Here is a 16814-nt window from a genome sequence, read left to right on the forward strand (position 1 = left end):
CCCCAGGAATGAAACGATGAACACATTTCCCAGCCGTCGCTCCTTTCTGCAATCCAGTACCGCGCTAATCGCCCTGCCGGCGCTGGAGTCGCTCGGTTTTCGCCGCTTTGCTGCGGCCGCTGCGCCGAGCGCGCCACCCAAGCGACTCGTGTTTCTGGGCTTTGGCTGGGGTGTGACCGAAACGACCTGGTACCCCGATATCAATCAGCCCGGGGCAAACTATGAGTTGCCGCTCGGCCTCAAGCCGCTCGCACGGCACAAAGCTGACTTTACCGTCGTGCAAGGTCTGTGGAACAAGTATTCCAACGAAGGGCACTGGGGCAGCACGATGTGGTTGACCGGAGCGAATCGTTATGCTCAGACCGGGCAGAGCTTCTACAACAGCATCTCGGCCGACCAAGTGGCTGCCGCGCAGTTTGGCCAGCACACACGTTTCCCGTCGTTGCAATTGAACGGCAGCGAAAGCGCTGGCGGCTCCGGTCATGGTCCCGGCTTGTCGCTGGCCTGGGACGTGCGGGGCAAGCCCATCGGCGGACAGAGCACTCCGCTCGAGGCTTATCATCGGCTCTTCTCGAAAGACACCACGCCAATCGAACAGCAGAAAGCCATGCTCGCGCAAAAACGGAGCGTGCTCGATACGGTCATCGAGAATGCCCGCGATCTTCAGCGGGGACTTGGTGCCAACGACTCTGCGAAGCTCGACGAGTACTTCGAAGGCATTCGCGATATCGAGACGCGCTTAAGCAAGGACGAACAATGGCTCGGCGTTCCTCAGCCCAAATCGACCTTGGCCGAACCCAAGCCAGGGCTGGCCGGTCGTGAAGAAATCAAGCTCATGTACGACTTGATTGTCGCAGCGCTGCAAACCGACAGCACCCGCGTTCTCACTTATCGCCAGCCCGTTAGCACGCTCCTCACCAGTCTCGATATCAAAGTTCATCCGCACGACATGAGCCACTATCACACCGTGCTCGGCGAGAAGCTGGATGCTTCGCAGCAACGCGACCTGGCTCAAAGCGAACTGCTCGCTGGTCTGATCGACAAGCTCAAGACGGTGAAAGAAGGCGACGGCTCGCGGTTGTTCGATCACGTGGCGCTGGCCTATGGCAGCAACATTCGAACCGGCCACTCGCTCGACAACTGCCCGACGATTCTCACGGGAGGTGCAGCGGGAATCAAGCTTGGCCATAACCTGGTCGTTTCGCGCGGCACGCCACTCTGCAATGCCTGGCTCACCGTGTTGCAAGGACTGGGTGTTTCAGCCGAACGCCACGGCGACAGCACCGGCGTTGTGAAAGAGTTGATTGCTTAGCTTCGCACACTCAATGAAGGCACCCTTACGACGATCGCTACCCACCATGCTTAAGTACAGCCTCGCCTTAGCGTTTGCCATTTCCTCAGTTCAGCCATTGATGTCTTCATTGAGAGCGGAAGAGCCAACTGCGCAGAAGCAACGCCCCGCTGCTACCAAAGTTCAATTTGGAGTGAACTCGGCAGCCATTACTTCGCCCGAGATGCGCGAAGCAGTCAATCGCTTTCACGAGTGTGGAGTTATCGAAGGGCGACGTGGTTCGCTCACCTTTTTTCGTTGGACAACTGCCGAACCTCAACGTTTGGCCCATCTGGGGCTGTGGGGCCCCAAGGCTGGCAATGATTCACTGTTGCTGGCCGCCACCACACTGCCGGATCTAGAAAACGTCAGCATCTATGAAACCAACATTAACGACGATGGGCTGCAGGGACTTGTCAAGCTGACAAAACTGAAGTCCCTGGCCATCACGCCGATCGTTCGCTACGAGAAGGCAGGCTTCGGTCCACCGCAGTGGTCATATCCCTTCATGGAGCAGCGCTCTGAGCGACCCCGGGTCACCGGTAAGTCGCTCGAACAGCTGGCGCAAATCAAGACAATCGAATCGCTGAACTTGCTGGACGCCCAGCTATCGTCGAACGACCTGAAAGCGCTCACTGCCTGGCCGAAGTTATCCAATCTCGCGTTGCCGAATGTCATTGACGCTGAAACGGTCAAGCATCTGCAGGCCTGTCCCCGCTTGAACTCACTAACGCTAGGTTACCGCGAAATAGCCGCTGCAGAATTGGAACGGCTGTCAGCTTGGAAGTCGCTGCGCAAATTGCATGTGATTCACGCCAAATTATCGGAGGAAGCCATCGCCGCACTGTCGAAGTTGGCAACGGTCGAGGAACTGCACCTCGAAGATTGCGGCCTGACCGATGATCGCCTAGCCAGTTTTCAACCCGCAGCAAAGCTCACTTATTTGGGATTGGAGAGAAACGAAATCAACGGCCCCGGACTGTCTCACTTGGACAGGCTCAAGCTGAAGGAATTGGGGTTGGAATTCAATAACATCAGCGACAAGACTCTCAGCCACTTGCTGCACCTCACGACGCTCGAAACGCTGGGACTCAGTTACTGCTGCGAGGTGACCGACGCAGGTATTCAAAGTGGCAAGCTGCAAGAGATGAAGCAATTGAAGGAGCTTCGCTTGCGGGGAATGAAGCTGGTCACCGATGCGTCGCTGAGCGACCTGGTGAAGTTCAATCACCTGCAGCACATCAACGTGCGCGAAACCAAAATCAGCCCGGAGGGTGTCGCCAAGATGAAGGTGGCGATGCCCAAGACGGACGTCTTTAAATAGTTGCGACGGCCTTCTTACTTCGCCAGTGCAATGTTCAAGTTCACCGGCTCCGCAGTGATCTTCAACTGCGGAATGGTCACCAACCCCGCAGCATCGGCCTTTGCCTCTCCGCTGGCGGAACCGAATTTCCATTTGACGTTCTGCCCTGGCGCAACCCGCAGCATTTGTAGCCTGCGCAAAGTGACGTCCGCAGTCGCTTCCGTGGGAATCGCAAATGAAGTCTTGAACTCCGAGGGCTTCGTAAGAAACAGCGACAGTTCGGCACCCTCCGGCGTGTCGCTCACGTTCTTCCAGCGAAAGAACGCGTTCACCTGCCCAGCTTTCTTGTCGGCCAGTTGATTGGGCCACGGCAACGCGTCGTTGGTCGAGGCACTGGTAAACACCGGGTAGGCCTCGTTCTTCTTCACGCTCAGCCAATCGAACGAATTAATCAGGTCGTTGACCTGCATGATCTTCTCGTGGTTGTTGGCGTGGCCGAACGGACCCCAGTAAAAGTAGAGAGGATACTTCCGCTCGTTCATCGCCTTGGCAAAGAGATCGTGATCCTTGGACCAGGAATCGTTTGGCGCAGAATAGTCAACCACAATCGGTGGGTCGGGAAGAGCCACGTCAGCTGGGACCGATTGCGGCGGAAAGTACATGCGGCTGGAGACATGCTCGACCCGTGCTGGCACATTGGCCTTGATGGCTGCGAATACATCGCCGTGCCGCATGCCAATCCCCAACGTCCCGCTGCCACCCATCGAGTTGCCACACAGATAGACCCGGTTCGCATCGATTCCATACTGCTGAATCACCCACTTCACCGAATCCATCACTCGTTTCTCCGGCGGACTCACTTCCGGCCCTTTATTTTTTTCGCTTCCCCACCACCAATCTCCCTTGTTAGCGCGGCAATCGAGGTAGAGCGCAAAGAACTCTTCGGGTGCATGATAGATGTCGTGGTTGCCAACGGTGGCCGTACACTTCAGGCACGAGTGAACATCGTGCCCGGCCGAATGCAGCACAACGTACAACGGAGCATTCGTCCGCGCCTGCTTGGGATGCAGCACCAGAAACGTATCGCGCTGGAGTGCCGAGTAGCCCCACTCTTTTTGAACCCCATGCTGATAGGTGTCCAACTTCCGTCCGCCAAATTCCGTTTCTTTTTCCTTGTTTGGTGGCCAGTCTGCCGTTTGAGCAGACGCAGTTTGACGAGACGCTGTTGTCAGCGCGGTTAGAGCCAGGCAGATTACGAGCACGAAGTTCTTCATTGCACTTTCCGGGTTGGTTCTTGGCTGTTTATGTCGTGGTGCTTTTACTTCGAAACCATCGCATCCCGATCACGGGCGGCAACTTCGTCGAGCTTTGCGAGTAACAGAGCGACTTTTGCCGGCTGCTCATCGGCCAGATTCTTCGCTTCCGCCGGATCGGCAGACAGATCATACAGTTCGACCTTGCGCGCATCGCCCGTCCCATGCACAATCAATTTCCACGGGCCAAGTCGCAACGAACGGGATCGCCAGCCGGGCGCGACGGCATAGAGCGGCCGCTCCGCAAGTTCTTTCCCCTCGCCCAGCAGGCCCGAAAGATCGACGCCATCCCACTTCAAATCGGTTTTCGCGCGATAGCTGGCTAGTCCACAAATAGTCGGCATCCAGTCAATGATTTGCACGGGCGTATGATTCTTCCCTGCCTTGATGCGGGCAGGCCAATGGGCGATGGTCGGCACCCGCGTGCCACCTTCGTACAACTCCCCTTTCTGGCCGCGCCAGGGACGATTGTTCCCCGGCAATTTACCTGTCGGGCAATTGTCATCGGGATACTTCAGGTCGTTGTTTTGGGCCGTGCTGCCGCCGTTGTCGCTCGTGAACACGACCAGCGTGTTTTCTCGCTGCTTGTTCTTTTCGAGCGCGGCGACGATCTTTCCCACCGCATCATCGAGGTGCATCACGCTGGCCGCATAATGCCGCGGCACATCGCCTTGAATCGCCTCGGGCACTCGCTTCACCCAGTCCTCGGGCTCCTTGACGGGCAGATGAACGGCCGTGAAAGGGACATACAAAAAGAATGGCTTGTCCCCGCGCGAATTCAACCACTCAATCGCTTCCGCAGCAATGAGGTCGGTCACGTGACCCTGCTCTTCGATCAACTTTTCATTGCGATGCCAGGTAATCGTGAAGGGCCCCTGTTTATAGCGGTGATTCCACGGGCTCACACCGCCGGCCAGCGATCCATAGGAATGAGCAAAGCCGAAGTGATTCGGCCCTTGTTCCGGCAACGAACCCAAATGCCACTTGCCGCTTAGGCAAGTGTCGTAACCCACCTCTTGCAATGCTTTGGGCAACGTGACCGTGTCCCAGGGAAGTGCCTGAGCATTCTGGGGACTGGTAACCCCAAAGCGGCTCCAGCAGCGACCCGTTAGTAGTCCTGTGCGAGTCGGACTGCAGACCGGCGCGACATAGTGTTGCGTCAGTTCCAACCCTTCGCGCGCCAAGCGATCGAGTTGCGGCGTCGGCGCATTGCCACCATGAAAACCAACATCAGCCCAACCGAGATCATCCGCGATGATCAAGACCACATTCGGCGCACGCCTGGAACTCGCACCTTCAGCGGCAACTAACGGAACGACTGCGGTGCAGAACAGGGCGATGACAGAGATCGCTGCAACAAATTTGTGGTGTAAGCGCATAACATGTCCGCGGAGAGTGAAGCGGGGCGAATTCTTGGCTGCCAACCGGCTCATCATTGAGGGCGGCCGAACGGCGTCAGTATCACGGCGGCTAGACGCGCGGTCAACCAAGAAGCCGATGCTCCTGCCACGCCGTCCAGTGGAAGGAGATTCGAACAACGTGTTCGCGCCTTCTAGCAAATGCTTCTACCGAGGCATCGTCTCGCTCCCTTGTTGGCTCCGCCACGATGCCCACTGTTCTCCTCGCTTCCAACCTGACTTTCCATCTACCTCCGTGGTGCGAAAAATGGGAGCCACTTCAGGGTGATTGTGCAGAGAATGATCTGTGAGTCCTGAAGTGGCGACACTAGAGAATATCGAATCTTCGGTAAAACCAGTTTCGGATGCCGGTAAAAAATCGCGCAGCCGAAGTCCACCGTTGAAGTTTGTAATGCTGTTGTTGGTCTGGCGATGCAGACGCACGAAGTCGACTATTGTCCAAGGTTGGGCTAAGTTTCGGGGGACTACCATCGACGTATGTCCATCTATAGATAGCCGAATCATCGGCCCTGCAGTTCGGACACGGGCGCATCCATGTTTCGCGGCTAGCAATTTGTACGTTGCTGGCCTGAGCCGCGGTGATAAGACGATTTCGCCGATCTTCTAGATCCGGCAGTTCCAACGCGAGCACGCGTTTGATCGCATCCAAAAGCGTACTTCGCTCGCACGCTTCAAACAAAAGAATTGGTACGATTGCATTGGCAATGGCAGTATCAATGTCACGCGATGTTATTTCAGCATAACCGCAAGCCAAGCAACGAAACCCGCTTATCTTGACTTCGGTATCCGTGAGCCCCTGCGAACTTTCAGCTGGCCTTCCGCCACCTAAGAATACAGCCCATGAGGAATTGTGACGACCGACGACTTTCCGCAACTCGTCGGCCTTCGGGATGGCGCAAGGACTCATCGACAGTTGAAACAGCAGTGCCCTGAGCCATTCAAATAAACAGCTGGCCCATGGCACCTGTTCAGCCGTGACATGATGTTCGTTCGTATCACTTATCACAACGTCATTGAAGGAACCCATGCCGCCATACGCCCGACGATGATGGGAAACGTCGCGCTGAGTTTGCCACGCATTGATATCTTCGCGCAGCCAGTCTGCCCAGTGCGTTTCTCCGATTTGTCGGAGAAATTGTTCCGTCGCCACCAATGTTTGTTCGTAGGTAGTGGAATCAGGATGATGAAGCATAAAAGACGTCGTACATTCTCTGTAGGTGAACGTTTATTTTTTGTAGTCAGGTCTGTTACTCCGGCCCCAACAATTCTCGATGGCATCAAAACTACGCGACTCACTCGGGAAGACGTCCGCTTCATTCAGGGACACGATTCACAGTAGCTTGTTCAGGGCCTGCGCAACTATTCGGCTCCATTAGGCCCGAAGTGTCGGCGATATGCCAGGCGCAGGGCCAGCGCAGCGCCGCCCTGGGTGATAGTGCGGAGAATGATCTGTGAGCCCTGAAGGGGCGACACTAGAGAATGGAGGGTTGTTCGGAGCAGCATATTGCCGCCCCTTCAGGGCTTTGGGCATCGTTCGACAGCGAACCCAGGGCGACACTCCACGGCTGCGCCGTTTCGTTTGCCCTGGGCTGATATGGCGTCGCACCGTTGGTGCTGGAATTTTGTTTGGCGAAGTTCGGCGCAAAGCGCAGTCTGATTCGCACTTCGCATAACCAGCCGCAAGCATTTATCCTCTCAGGATTGGAGTGCCAGTAGTTGCATCCACAACTTCCCAATGTGCCGTTCCACCGTTCTCGCATGTCGAGTAATCACCGTCGGCATCGACTCCAGCAATCGCCGTGGCTTTTACAAGCTGGTGCGGCCCGACGATCCAGTGGCCCATTCTCCCTAACCAAACCAACTTGCCCTCCGCGTCAAATGATCTCGCTTCATCAAAGCTCTCGATTTCAATTGTCGTTTCAGTGCGAGACTTGACTTTAATGTGCAAAGCATTGCGAAGCTCAATATGATTGTCGACATAGTCAGGCAGCAACGCAACGTTATCTCCATTCGCCCACATTCGGGTCGAAGGATACAGGATTCCGGCAAAGCTATCGTCGAAGTTTTGGATTTCACCAAGATGCAACTCAGCGATGGCGACTGTCATCTTGTACTGGAATGCATGCTGTGGCTCGGCTTTTCGCATAAACGCCTTGCTGAATGCTTCTTTAAGCTCTCTCTCCTGATCACCACGCAGAGCAGCTTCTAACTGGTCCTTGTTTAAGGTGGGCAATGTAATTGTCTCTTGATGGCTGGCAGATGGCAGAGAATTTGCGAAATTGGGAAGGGGACGTTTGGCACCGAGTTGATTGAACGCAAACTCTGTGTAGCCAATATTGTTGACAAGCATCCGCTTCTTCGTTTTCCAAAATGTCACGAGCACTTCGTCACCGCAACTGAGGTCAGGCAACTCAAAAAATACGGATTGCTTGTGCATCGAAGCATAAAAAATCGATTGGCCTACGCGATTCAATCGCCCAATTTTTGCAAGATTACTCGGCGGATAGATCAAGTCTGCGAGCCGAATATCGACTGTCTTGTTGAAATTCGGCCCGAAGCGTCGCGCCCGATAAAGAAAGGCGCCCGGATCGTAGATTGGGCATTGGATCCCGTAGCCGATCATTAGCGGCTGGAGTCGCTCTTTGATCTGATCAATTTCGAGGTTCGGAAGGTCTGCTTCAAGGTTCGCGAATATGGTGTTGTCAAAAGGCAAGTTTCATCACCTTTGTTCGAGAGTGATTTCAGCCGTCTCAAATATGGCATAATCGCGCATACATTGGTTCGGAGACTCAATTGTGCATACGAAAAAAACCCGGCTGAGGTCGTCAGCCGGGTCTTAGTATGTTGTCGTTGGAAAGCTGTCGTGCTGCTCAGCCCCTCACCCCAACCCTCTCCTCGTGAGTACACGAGGCGAGGGAGTTTGAAGTAGGAAGAAGAGGGAGCTTAGTCGAGGAAGCCGACCAGTTCTTGGCTGCGGCTGGGTTGCTGCAATTTGCGGACGGCTTTGGCTTCGATCTGGCGGATCCGTTCGCGGGTCACCTTGAAGATGTGGCCGACTTCTTCCAGCGTGTAGCTGTAGCCGTCGCCCAGGCCGTAACGGAGCTTGATGATCTCGCGTTCGCGATAGCTGAGGGTCTTCAGCACGCGGTTGATCCGGTTGCGGAGCATCTCTTGCGAGGCGCCGGTGGCCGGGCTTTCGGCGGTGCCATCGGGGAGCAAATCGCCGAAGTGGCTGTCTTCGCTGTTGCCCACCGGCCTATCGAGGCTGATGGGGTAACGGCTCATGGCAAGCACGCGGCGGGCTTCATCGACGGTCGTCTTGGCGCGGCGAGCTGTTTCTTCGATCGTGGGTTCGCGACCCAGTTCTTGGAGCAGCTGACGCGAGACATTGCGCACGCGGCTCATGGTTTCGACCATATGAACCGGAATGCGGATGGTGCGGCTTTGGTCGGCAACTGCGCGGGTAATGGCCTGACGAATCCACCAGGTGGCGTACGTGCAGAACTTGAAACCGCGGCGATATTCGAACTTGTCGACCGCACGCATCAAACCGGCGTTCCCTTCCTGAATCAGATCCAGGAACGAGAGCCCACGGTTGCGATACTTCTTGGCGATGCTGACGACGAGTCGCAAGTTGCCTTCCGACAGTTCGCGCTTGGCCTGTTGATATTCGGTGTAGACCACCTTCAGCAACTTGACGCGAGCGGCGAGGCTGGCGGGAGTTTCTTGCGCGGCGACCAGGATGTTCCGCAGTTCGCTCTGCCAGTTCTTGCGATCGGCAGCCGGGAGCTTGGCGGCGACATGGGCGCTGATCTTGCCGCGGAGTTCGATCACGCGAGTGTTGAAGTCTTCGAGCGTGCGGATCATCTGTTCGATGCGCTGGGTCCGCAGACCCAACTCTTCGACCAGGCGAACGCACTTGCGACGACGACGCGAGAGGCGAACCCAGGCAATGCGGCGCTTGGTCTTGGCAGCACTCTTGCTCATGGCGAGCAAGAAGTCTTTGCGATTGCGCTTGAGAAGGATCTCGAGCGAACGAAGGTTGTGGGGCAACCGGCCGAGAATCTGGTCTTTTTCCAGGCGGTCGGTCACCGAGACTTGCACGGTGCGGTCGAAGGGCAATTCACCTTCGTGAACGCGCTTCAGCACCTTATAGGCTTGCTGAATCACATAGTCGCATTCCAGCAGCTTGGTGCGGAAGCGGCGGCGGGTGACTTCGATCTTCTTGGCGAGGTAAATTTCCTGAGCTCGGGTGAGGAGCGGAATTTCGCCCATTTGGGTCAGATACATACGAACCGGGTCATCCGACCACGATTCGGAGTCTTCGCCCAGGCTCATCAGTTCTTCATCGTCGAGCTTGACGGGCGCGTCGGCGTCGGCAGCGCCATCGACGACGTCTAGGTCCGCAGTGTCATCGTCGAGTTCCAACTCGGCTACTGCCTGCACGGCAAAGCCTTCGTCTTCCTCGGGAGTGCGAACGGCATCGTCATCAAATTCATCGAGCATTGAGTCGAACAAGGGGAGTGCTCCTACTGCGATTCGATCCGGAATTTCAAAGGTTAATGGCGTTCTGGACAACGTCCATTAACTGGCATGGATTGGTTGGTGAACTGAGTCGAACAAGTTCAGACCAAGGGAGGGATCTGGAAACGGGTTGGCATGTTGAACGGAAAACTTTCGAACAAAACTGCTGGGCTTCATCAACCACAGCCTGAGGAACCAACCGCTGATCGAGTTGTGGTTGTGGAGAACAACGATCAAGCCGCACCTTGCTGGCGACCGTCGCGAGCTGGTCTTCCCCGCAGGGACCGACCCAAGCATTTCTTCCCACCACAGCAAACAACTCTAACACCGATTTGTACTTAGGCTGCCTCACGTACTGAAATGGTAGGAAATTGCGCGCACGTCGACTTAACCGCCAGCCGTACGTTTTACGCAGGCCCACCAGTTTATCAGGCACGAGGCTTTGCTCCCGTTTTGACACCGCCAATGGCCGCCACAGCTGGTCGAGTTCGACTGGTCTTTCAACAACTGGGCCACCCACGGTAAGTACTCCGCCCCGAGGAACGAAGTTCCCCGAAACGTGCTCAGCCGTTGATGGATGCCTCAATGCGCCGCAGATGCTGTGGTGGGTTGGTGGTATCTTTAACTGGTTGAGTGATGGAAATAAGCAAGCGTTGATTCGACTGACTCGACCGGTTAATTGCCACCGGGCCGAACCAGCAAACCAGACTTGCTTCCGAGTGCCTTCTGTTCCCATCCTCAGCCACGCAGCCAGGGCGATGAATCCACAAATATTGGTGGGAAGGGATGTCAATCGCGGCTTGGACATGGCTTGACTAATTCTAACTAGACGCAAAGCCAGGGCTAGTAGCGATCTTAATGAAAACGACAGATTTCTGACGAGCGAGGTTCGACCCGAGTTCCGTGCGGTTTCTCGCTCATTCGTCCCTGCTTGGTTGACAGCGGCAGCGCGACTAACTTCGGCCTGAAAACTCCACTCATCGTCTCGTTGGCGAGCGGCAGCCGATGCTGGCATGCGTGCTATCATCGGCTGGGCTCGGTGAGGGGTGATTGAGAGGGTAAACATCGGGTGGCAGTCGCCTATCGGTACGCGAGCGGTTCGGGTTTCGTTCGTTTGAAAGGGACTGGGGGCAGGGAACTAGGAACTAGGGAAAATACCAGTTGAGTTCAATTCCTTGTCCCCCAGCTCCCAGCTCCCTCCAAGACCCCCGAGAATCTTTTTGCTCCCAGCCCCGAGGGCCGCTAATCTAAGGGCCTGCCTGCACTTTCCCGCCAACAATCTCCCGTTCTTAGGTGCGCGATGAATCGACGTTCTCCCTTTCGCCTGCTGGCTTTGGCCGCGGCTCTTTCCTGCTCACTTCCCCTCTCGGCTGCGAAATTCACTGCTGCCGCGGAGCCCAAAACCGCGTTCATGTTTCAGGATGCCGGCGATTCGGCCGGGCTGTTTCCGGCAGTCGCCGAGATCGCTGGCCATGGCTGCGGTTGGGGAGACGTCAACGGCGACGGATTTCCCGATTTGTACGTCGGGACATTTGGTGGCATGCCCTACAAGAGCAAGAGCAACCAGTTGTTCATCAACAAGGGTGGCAAGTTCGTGAAGGACGAACAGCCTGCGTTGCAAATCACCGGTCGGGCCAACGGGGCGATCTTCGTCGATTTCGATAACGACGGCGATCTCGACCTCTATGCCACCAACCACGCCATCAATAGCAAGAAGCCCGAGACGTCCCACTTCATGCAGCCCAACACGTTGTTTCGTAACGACGAAAACGGCAAGTTCACCGACGTCTCGAAAGAGTCCGGGGCCTGCGTCGAAGGGATGGCCTGCCGCAGCACCAGCGCGCTCGATTACGACGGCGATGGTCTGCTCGACCTGCTCGTCGGCGAATGCTTCTTTCAAGGTGGCAAGAGCCGCACCAAGCTCTATCGCAACGAAGGTAAATTGAAGTTCAAAGACGTGACCAAAGAAGTCGGCCTGCCCGACGAAATCACCGGCTTCGGCGTAGCTGCCGGCGATGTGAACGGCGACACGCGGCCCGATATCTTCGTCAGCGGTCGGCATCACGGCAATCGTCTGTTCCTGGGGAGCAAGGCTGGCAAGTTTGAAGAGTTGCCAGCCGCCAACGCCGATTTCTCCTGGGCCAGCTTCAAAGATGGCGACGACACAACCTGCGGTGTGACGTTTGGCGATGTGAATCGCGACGGGCTGACCGATATCGTTGTCGGCTCGCACTTCAGCAAGCCCTGGTTTGTTGGCGGCATTGGTGTGCGGTTGTATCTCAACCGCGGTGTGACCGGCGGGTTGCCCAAGTTCGAAGATGTCAGCCAGCAGGTTGGTCTCGTTGGGTTGCCGCTCAAGAGCCCGCACGTCGAAATTCAAGACTTCGACAACGACGGCTGGCCGGAGATTTACACCAGCATTGTCAAGTTCGCCGAGAATCGCCCCTATCCGGTGATCTTCAAAAACAACGGCGTCAAAGATGGGCTGCCGCAATTCGCGACCGATGCGCTCGCCGTGAATGACTTCCCGACTGAAGAAGACACCAAAATTTCGGGCTCCGGCAAGTTTTTCGAAAAGATGGAAGCCGAGAAGAAGATCGTCTATTCGGCACCTGGCCCGACTTGCGACTATGACCGCGATGGCAAGATCGATATGTTCCTGCCCAACTGGTGGACCGGTCTCCGCTCGCTACTGCTGAAGAACGAAACCGCCTCAGGCAACTACCTTGATGTGACCGTGCAAGGCAAAGGTAAGACCAATCTGCAAGGCATCGGCAGCACCGTTCGCATTTACGAAGCGGGCAAGCTGGGTCAGAAAGAGGCCCTGCTTGGCCAGCGCGAAATCGCCGTCGGCTTCGGCTACGCCTCGGGCCAAGAAGCGGCTGCCCACTTCGGCCTCGGCAAGGCGACGACCTGCGATGTCGAAGTAATTCTGCCTAACGACGGCGGCACACTCAAAGCAGCTGGCGTCGCCGCCAATCAACGGCTGAAAGTAGCACAGTAAGCTCCCGTAGTCGAATCATTCCATGACTCGGTTTCTCCCGGTCACGGAGTGACCGGGCTACGTAGACGAGTCATTCCCTGACTCGCCCCTTCCAGCATTCTCAGGCACGGAGTGACTGAGCTACGGGGACGCTACGGATGGGAAAATTCTCCCGCTCGTGACCAGAGGTGTCACGGGCCTGTGGTTCAATCGGCAAAACGAGTCATTCTTTGCCGGGAGAAGAACCATGATTGCGGAAGCGAAGGTGCCGCCGAGCGGACGGGATTTCGAGATTTACCGTTTGGCGAAGATCGAGATGCATACCACGCGGCTGATCGCGAAAGCGCTGAGCCTGTCGCAGACCCGCATCTGCCAGGTGATTGCGCGGGTCACCGAGTTTCTGCTCGAGGCGGTCCCCGTCGCCGCCAACGACGAGCACCGCGAGCGGCAATTGGCCCTGGCCAGGCAACTGGCAGCCGAACGGTTCGACGTGCTGATCGGCGAGGCGATGACCTCGTTTCGCGACTCGAAAGGACCGCAGACCATCATTCGCGAAGTGGAGTTGCCGGGGCGAATGCCGACGCGAACTTCGACCATGCGGAAAAGTTGCGGCGAAGCCCGCTATCTGACGGTGGGGGCCCGTTTGACTCAACTGGCCGGAACGCTGATGGCCTCGGAACTCTCCGGATTGATTGCAGCTGCCCTGCCCGAGCACCTATCTCAGGAACCCAGTTCTCAGAAACCCAGCCCCCCGAACGAGGACTGTTCAGCTGTCCCGCCTGCAGAGGAACTTAAGCGCGCAGCGAAACGCAAGGCCGATGACGCAACTGACGACTGCGAGACTACTTTGCACGAGAAGCTAATCGCCCAGTCGCGCCCTAAGCGCGCGATCTTCGCAACTGTTCAACGAGACGATTTTCAATCGGAAGATGTTCACTTGCCACAAACGACTGATGTAGAACCAGCAGAAACCTCGCTCGATCAGATTGTCCCACCCCTCAACCGTCAGCAGCGGCGAGCACGCCAAGCCCTGCTCGCCAAAAGGAAAGCGGCCCAGCGACGGCAACGAGCGTCGTGAACGGTTACAGGAAATTGAATTTGGGAGTATTCACCAACTTGCAAGGACTTGCGGCTAGCGGAAGGGGTGCAACCAGAGGTAGCAGCTGACCGTACGAGATCGTGGAAAATTTGCCAGTTGTGGAGAATTCCGGAAATTTCTGTTTGTGGAGGCAAGGACGAACAGGCCCCTGCGGTGAATTCGCGCGGAGCGTGGATGAGTACGAATGAGTCGGTCAGTCGTTTGATTAGACGTGCATGGCATGCTTTTCGACAAGGGCTGGGATTCACCCGGTGCTGACCGGTTCAATTGCGAGAAACGTCGGCAGTTGCGTTAATCCTTACCGGTAAAAAGGTTCTTGCTTGGCGCTAGTTTCTTTGACAGGTACACTCAAATGGGGTGGCGGCGGAGTTCGTTTCGCGGCCGCGAGGCAGCTGCTGGTCAGGAATAACGCCCGCTGGTAAGTGCGAATCACGCACAGGTTTAGGATGTCGCGCGCGGGGAGAATGCTCGCCATCGATGAGTGCGGTTCGTCAGGGCCGGCCAGCGATGGGTAAAGGGTACGGGTTTCATGGCAAAATTTGATCCGTTTCGACAGGATCCGCAGCCAGGACCAGGCTATCCGCCCCCTCCTGCGCCGTTTCCGGTTCCTCCTGGTGCACCCGGACATGTTCCGCCGCCGGCGTACGGGCAAAACTACGGTCAGCCCGCTTATGGTCAGCAGTATGCTGCGCCGCAACCGCCATACCCACCAACTCCTTACGCCCAGCCGGGCTATCCACAACCTGGTTATCAGCAGCCGAACTTTCCGCCGCAGCCCGGTTATCCCAATCCACCGCAGGCGGCCTACTACGCTCAGCCGACTGCTGTCCCCGGGTATGGTCAGCCCAGTTATCCGCCGAACCCGTATGCTCCTCCTCCGCCGGCAGCAGTCCCTGCTTATCCGACCAATTATGCTCCGCAGGCCGTGCCCGTAGCTGCTCCCGTGCCAGCTTCGCCCCCGGACCTGCCGATGTCGGCCCGCGCGGTACCTGTGCCACCGGCGATGCCGACCCCGGTTCCCGTCCGACCTGTGCAGGCCGTTGCGGTTCAACCGGCCGCCGTTCAAGCGCCCGTGGCACCTCGTCCGGTGCAGCCGCAACCAGTTCCCGCGCGACCCGTGGCAGCAGCCACAACAGCGGCACCGGTTGCTCCCGCTGCCAATCGTCCGGTACCTGCTGCGAGCGCGGTGCGGCCCGTGCTGGCGCCGGTCAAACCGAAGGACGATAAGCCCAAGGTCGATAAAGACGCAGCCGCCGACAAGCCACCGGGTGATCCGACGGAAAAGGTCATCAAAGGTGCACCGCCGTGGATGATCAGTCTGGTGGTGCACATGGTCATGTTGATCATTCTCGCGCTGCTGGTGATTCCAATCCATTTTAAGAATCAGATCTTCATCGAGTCGGAACCGGTCTTTGCCGAGAAGCTTGGCGAGCAGATTATCGACGATCAGCTGCAATCGCCCGAGTCGCTGAACATGGAGATTGAGAATCCCGTCCTCTCGTTCGATACCAAGCCGGCAGACGATCCGCTTGCAGCTCCGCCGATTCTCGAGATGACCAGTGTCGATGCCACCGACTCGGTCGACGTCATTGAAGCACCGTCGATTGGCATGGCGCTGAATGGCCGTGAAGCCGGTTCAAAGAAGGCTCTGTTGGCGGCCTATGGTGGCAATGCAACCACCGAAGAATCGGTTCGCAAAGCGCTGATGTGGCTTAAGAAGAATCAAAAGCAAGACGGCAGTTGGAGCCTGGTGGGACCATTCAGTGATCCCGCTGGAGTTGAAAATCGAGTCTCGGCCACTGCCATGGCGCTGCTCGCCTTTCAAGGTGCGGGCAACACCCACAAGCAGGGCGATTTTAAGAAGGAAGTCGAGAACGGCTGGAAGGCTCTCAAGGCCATGCAAAACGCCGATGGCTACTTCGAGTGTGACGCTGCCCATCATCATCGGTTGTATGCCCAGGCTCAGGCCAGCATCGCTGCCTGCGAAATTTATGGCATGACGAAGGACGAACAGTTCAAGCCGGTCGCACAAAAGGCGATTGACTTTGCCATTCGCGCCCAAGCGCCCGAAGGTGGCTGGCGCTACGAACCGAAGATCGATTCCGATACGTCGGTCACGGGCTGGTATGTGATGGCGCTGCAAAGTGGCATGATGGCCGGCCTGGAAGTCCCCAGCCCGAATGTCGGTTTGATTAACGAATTTCTCGACCGGGTGCAGACCAATGGCGGCAGTCATTACATGTATAAGCCGGGCATGGAACAAACCCTCACCATGACGGCCGAAGGTTTGCTTTGCCGGCAATACTTGGGCTGGAAGCACGACGACCCGCGCATGATCGCCGGGCTCGATTACGTGGTGGCGAATAAGATCGACTACAACGATGCCAACGTCTATTACTGGTACTACGCCACGCAGGCCGCGCATCACATGGGTGGCTCGCATTGGAAGCAGTGGAATCAAGTGATGATTCAAACTGTTCCGAGCGCGCAAATTAAAACCGGCAACGAAACCGGCAGTTGGTCTCCTTCGGGCGATCGCTGGGGAAGTCACGGCGGCCGGCTGTATGTCACATGCCTTTCGACCTTCATGCTCGAAGCGTATTACCGCCACATGCCGCTCTATAAGCACAAGATCGAAACGCTGAAGTGAGATCGCGCTGCGATCAAAAAAATCTTTGGCTGAGTATTATCAACATTCCCACCCATAAGCTCACGCCAATTCCCCCCGCCCCAATGGTCCAGTCAAACCTTCTTCGGTGAAGATGGTTCATCCCTTGCGCGCTGAGCTTGCTTCGCGGTCAGACGCCAAGTTAACATCGGAGAGCAACGATGTGTGACTGAGAT

The 16814-nt window shown here is 56.7% G+C and carries 10 protein-coding genes; 5 read left to right on the forward strand and 5 right to left on the reverse strand.

Annotated features, from left to right (window positions below; all coding sequences use genetic code 11):
• Positions 1–16 precede the first annotated feature (16 nt).
• Both ETAA8_RS09440 and ETAA8_RS09445 read left to right on the forward strand, forming a co-directional pair.
• A complete protein-coding gene (locus ETAA8_RS09440) occupies positions 17–1312 on the forward strand; it encodes a DUF1552 domain-containing protein (protein WP_145087774.1) in 1296 nt (431 codons plus the stop codon).
• A 46-nt stretch (positions 1313–1358) separates the two neighbouring features.
• Positions 1359–2654, forward strand: coding sequence for a leucine-rich repeat domain-containing protein (locus ETAA8_RS09445; RefSeq protein ID WP_202921706.1), 1296 nt, complete (start codon positions 1359–1361; stop codon positions 2652–2654).
• 14 nt (positions 2655–2668) lie between these two features.
• Here the strand turns inward: ETAA8_RS09445 and ETAA8_RS09450 are convergent, their stop codons facing one another.
• The 5 genes from ETAA8_RS09450 to ETAA8_RS09470 form a co-directional block, all read right to left on the reverse strand.
• Positions 2669–3907: a prolyl oligopeptidase family serine peptidase gene (locus ETAA8_RS09450; protein ID WP_145087777.1), complete on the reverse strand. Its 1239-nt coding sequence runs from the start codon at positions 3905–3907 to the stop codon at positions 2669–2671.
• A gap of 44 nt (positions 3908–3951) precedes the next feature.
• Positions 3952–5325 (reverse strand): sulfatase-like hydrolase/transferase, encoded by a 1374-nt coding sequence (locus tag ETAA8_RS09455; RefSeq protein ID WP_202921707.1) that lies wholly within the window; start codon positions 5323–5325, stop codon positions 3952–3954.
• A gap of 346 nt (positions 5326–5671) precedes the next feature.
• A complete protein-coding gene (locus ETAA8_RS09460) occupies positions 5672–6556 on the reverse strand; it encodes a DUF6966 domain-containing protein (RefSeq protein WP_145087779.1) in 885 nt (294 codons plus the stop codon).
• Positions 6557–7051: 495 nt separating this feature from the next.
• A complete protein-coding gene (locus ETAA8_RS09465) occupies positions 7052–8077 on the reverse strand; it encodes a hypothetical protein (RefSeq protein ID WP_145087780.1) in 1026 nt (341 codons plus the stop codon).
• A gap of 230 nt (positions 8078–8307) precedes the next feature.
• Positions 8308–9870, reverse strand: a complete 1563-nt coding sequence (locus ETAA8_RS09470; protein WP_145100359.1) for a sigma-70 family RNA polymerase sigma factor — start codon at positions 9868–9870, stop codon at positions 8308–8310.
• 1318 nt (positions 9871–11188) lie between these two features.
• Between ETAA8_RS09470 and ETAA8_RS09475 the strand changes: the two genes are divergently transcribed.
• From ETAA8_RS09475 to ETAA8_RS35580, 3 genes are all read left to right on the forward strand, one after another.
• On the forward strand, positions 11189–12892 hold the full coding sequence (locus ETAA8_RS09475) for a CRTAC1 family protein (protein WP_145087781.1): 1704 nt from the start codon (positions 11189–11191) through the stop codon (positions 12890–12892).
• A 226-nt stretch (positions 12893–13118) separates the two neighbouring features.
• Positions 13119–13949 (forward strand): hypothetical protein, encoded by an 831-nt coding sequence (locus ETAA8_RS09480; protein WP_145087782.1) that lies wholly within the window; start codon positions 13119–13121, stop codon positions 13947–13949.
• A gap of 550 nt (positions 13950–14499) precedes the next feature.
• Positions 14500–16620 carry a prenyltransferase/squalene oxidase repeat-containing protein gene (locus tag ETAA8_RS35580; RefSeq protein ID WP_145087783.1) on the forward strand — a complete coding sequence of 707 codons (2121 nt, stop codon included), beginning with the start codon at positions 14500–14502 and terminating at the stop codon, positions 16618–16620.
• Positions 16621–16814: the final 194 nt, after the last annotated feature.

The sequence above is a fragment of the Anatilimnocola aggregata genome, from assembly GCF_007747655.1.
Classification (GTDB): domain Bacteria; phylum Planctomycetota; class Planctomycetia; order Pirellulales; family Pirellulaceae; genus Anatilimnocola; species Anatilimnocola aggregata.

Bases quoted from the DNA above. Each gene is read 5' to 3' on its own strand.
- ETAA8_RS09440 (WP_145087774.1), top strand. From the start codon at position 17: ATGAACACATTTCCCAGCCGTCGCTCCTTTCTGCAATCCAGTACCGCG.
- ETAA8_RS09445 (WP_202921706.1), top strand. From the start codon at position 1,359: ATGCTTAAGTACAGCCTCGCCTTAGCGTTTGCCATTTCCTCAGTTCAG.
- ETAA8_RS09450 (WP_145087777.1), bottom strand. From the start codon at position 3,907: ATGAAGAACTTCGTGCTCGTAATCTGCCTGGCTCTAACCGCGCTGACA.
- ETAA8_RS09455 (WP_202921707.1), bottom strand. From the start codon at position 5,325: ATGCGCTTACACCACAAATTTGTTGCAGCGATCTCTGTCATCGCCCTG.
- ETAA8_RS09460 (WP_145087779.1), bottom strand. From the start codon at position 6,556: ATGCTTCATCATCCTGATTCCACTACCTACGAACAAACATTGGTGGCG.
- ETAA8_RS09470 (WP_145100359.1), bottom strand. From the start codon at position 9,870: ATGCTCGATGAATTTGATGACGATGCCGTTCGCACTCCCGAGGAAGAC.
- ETAA8_RS09475 (WP_145087781.1), top strand. From the start codon at position 11,189: ATGAATCGACGTTCTCCCTTTCGCCTGCTGGCTTTGGCCGCGGCTCTT.
- ETAA8_RS09480 (WP_145087782.1), top strand. From the start codon at position 13,119: ATGATTGCGGAAGCGAAGGTGCCGCCGAGCGGACGGGATTTCGAGATT.
- ETAA8_RS35580 (WP_145087783.1), top strand. From the start codon at position 14,500: ATGGCAAAATTTGATCCGTTTCGACAGGATCCGCAGCCAGGACCAGGC.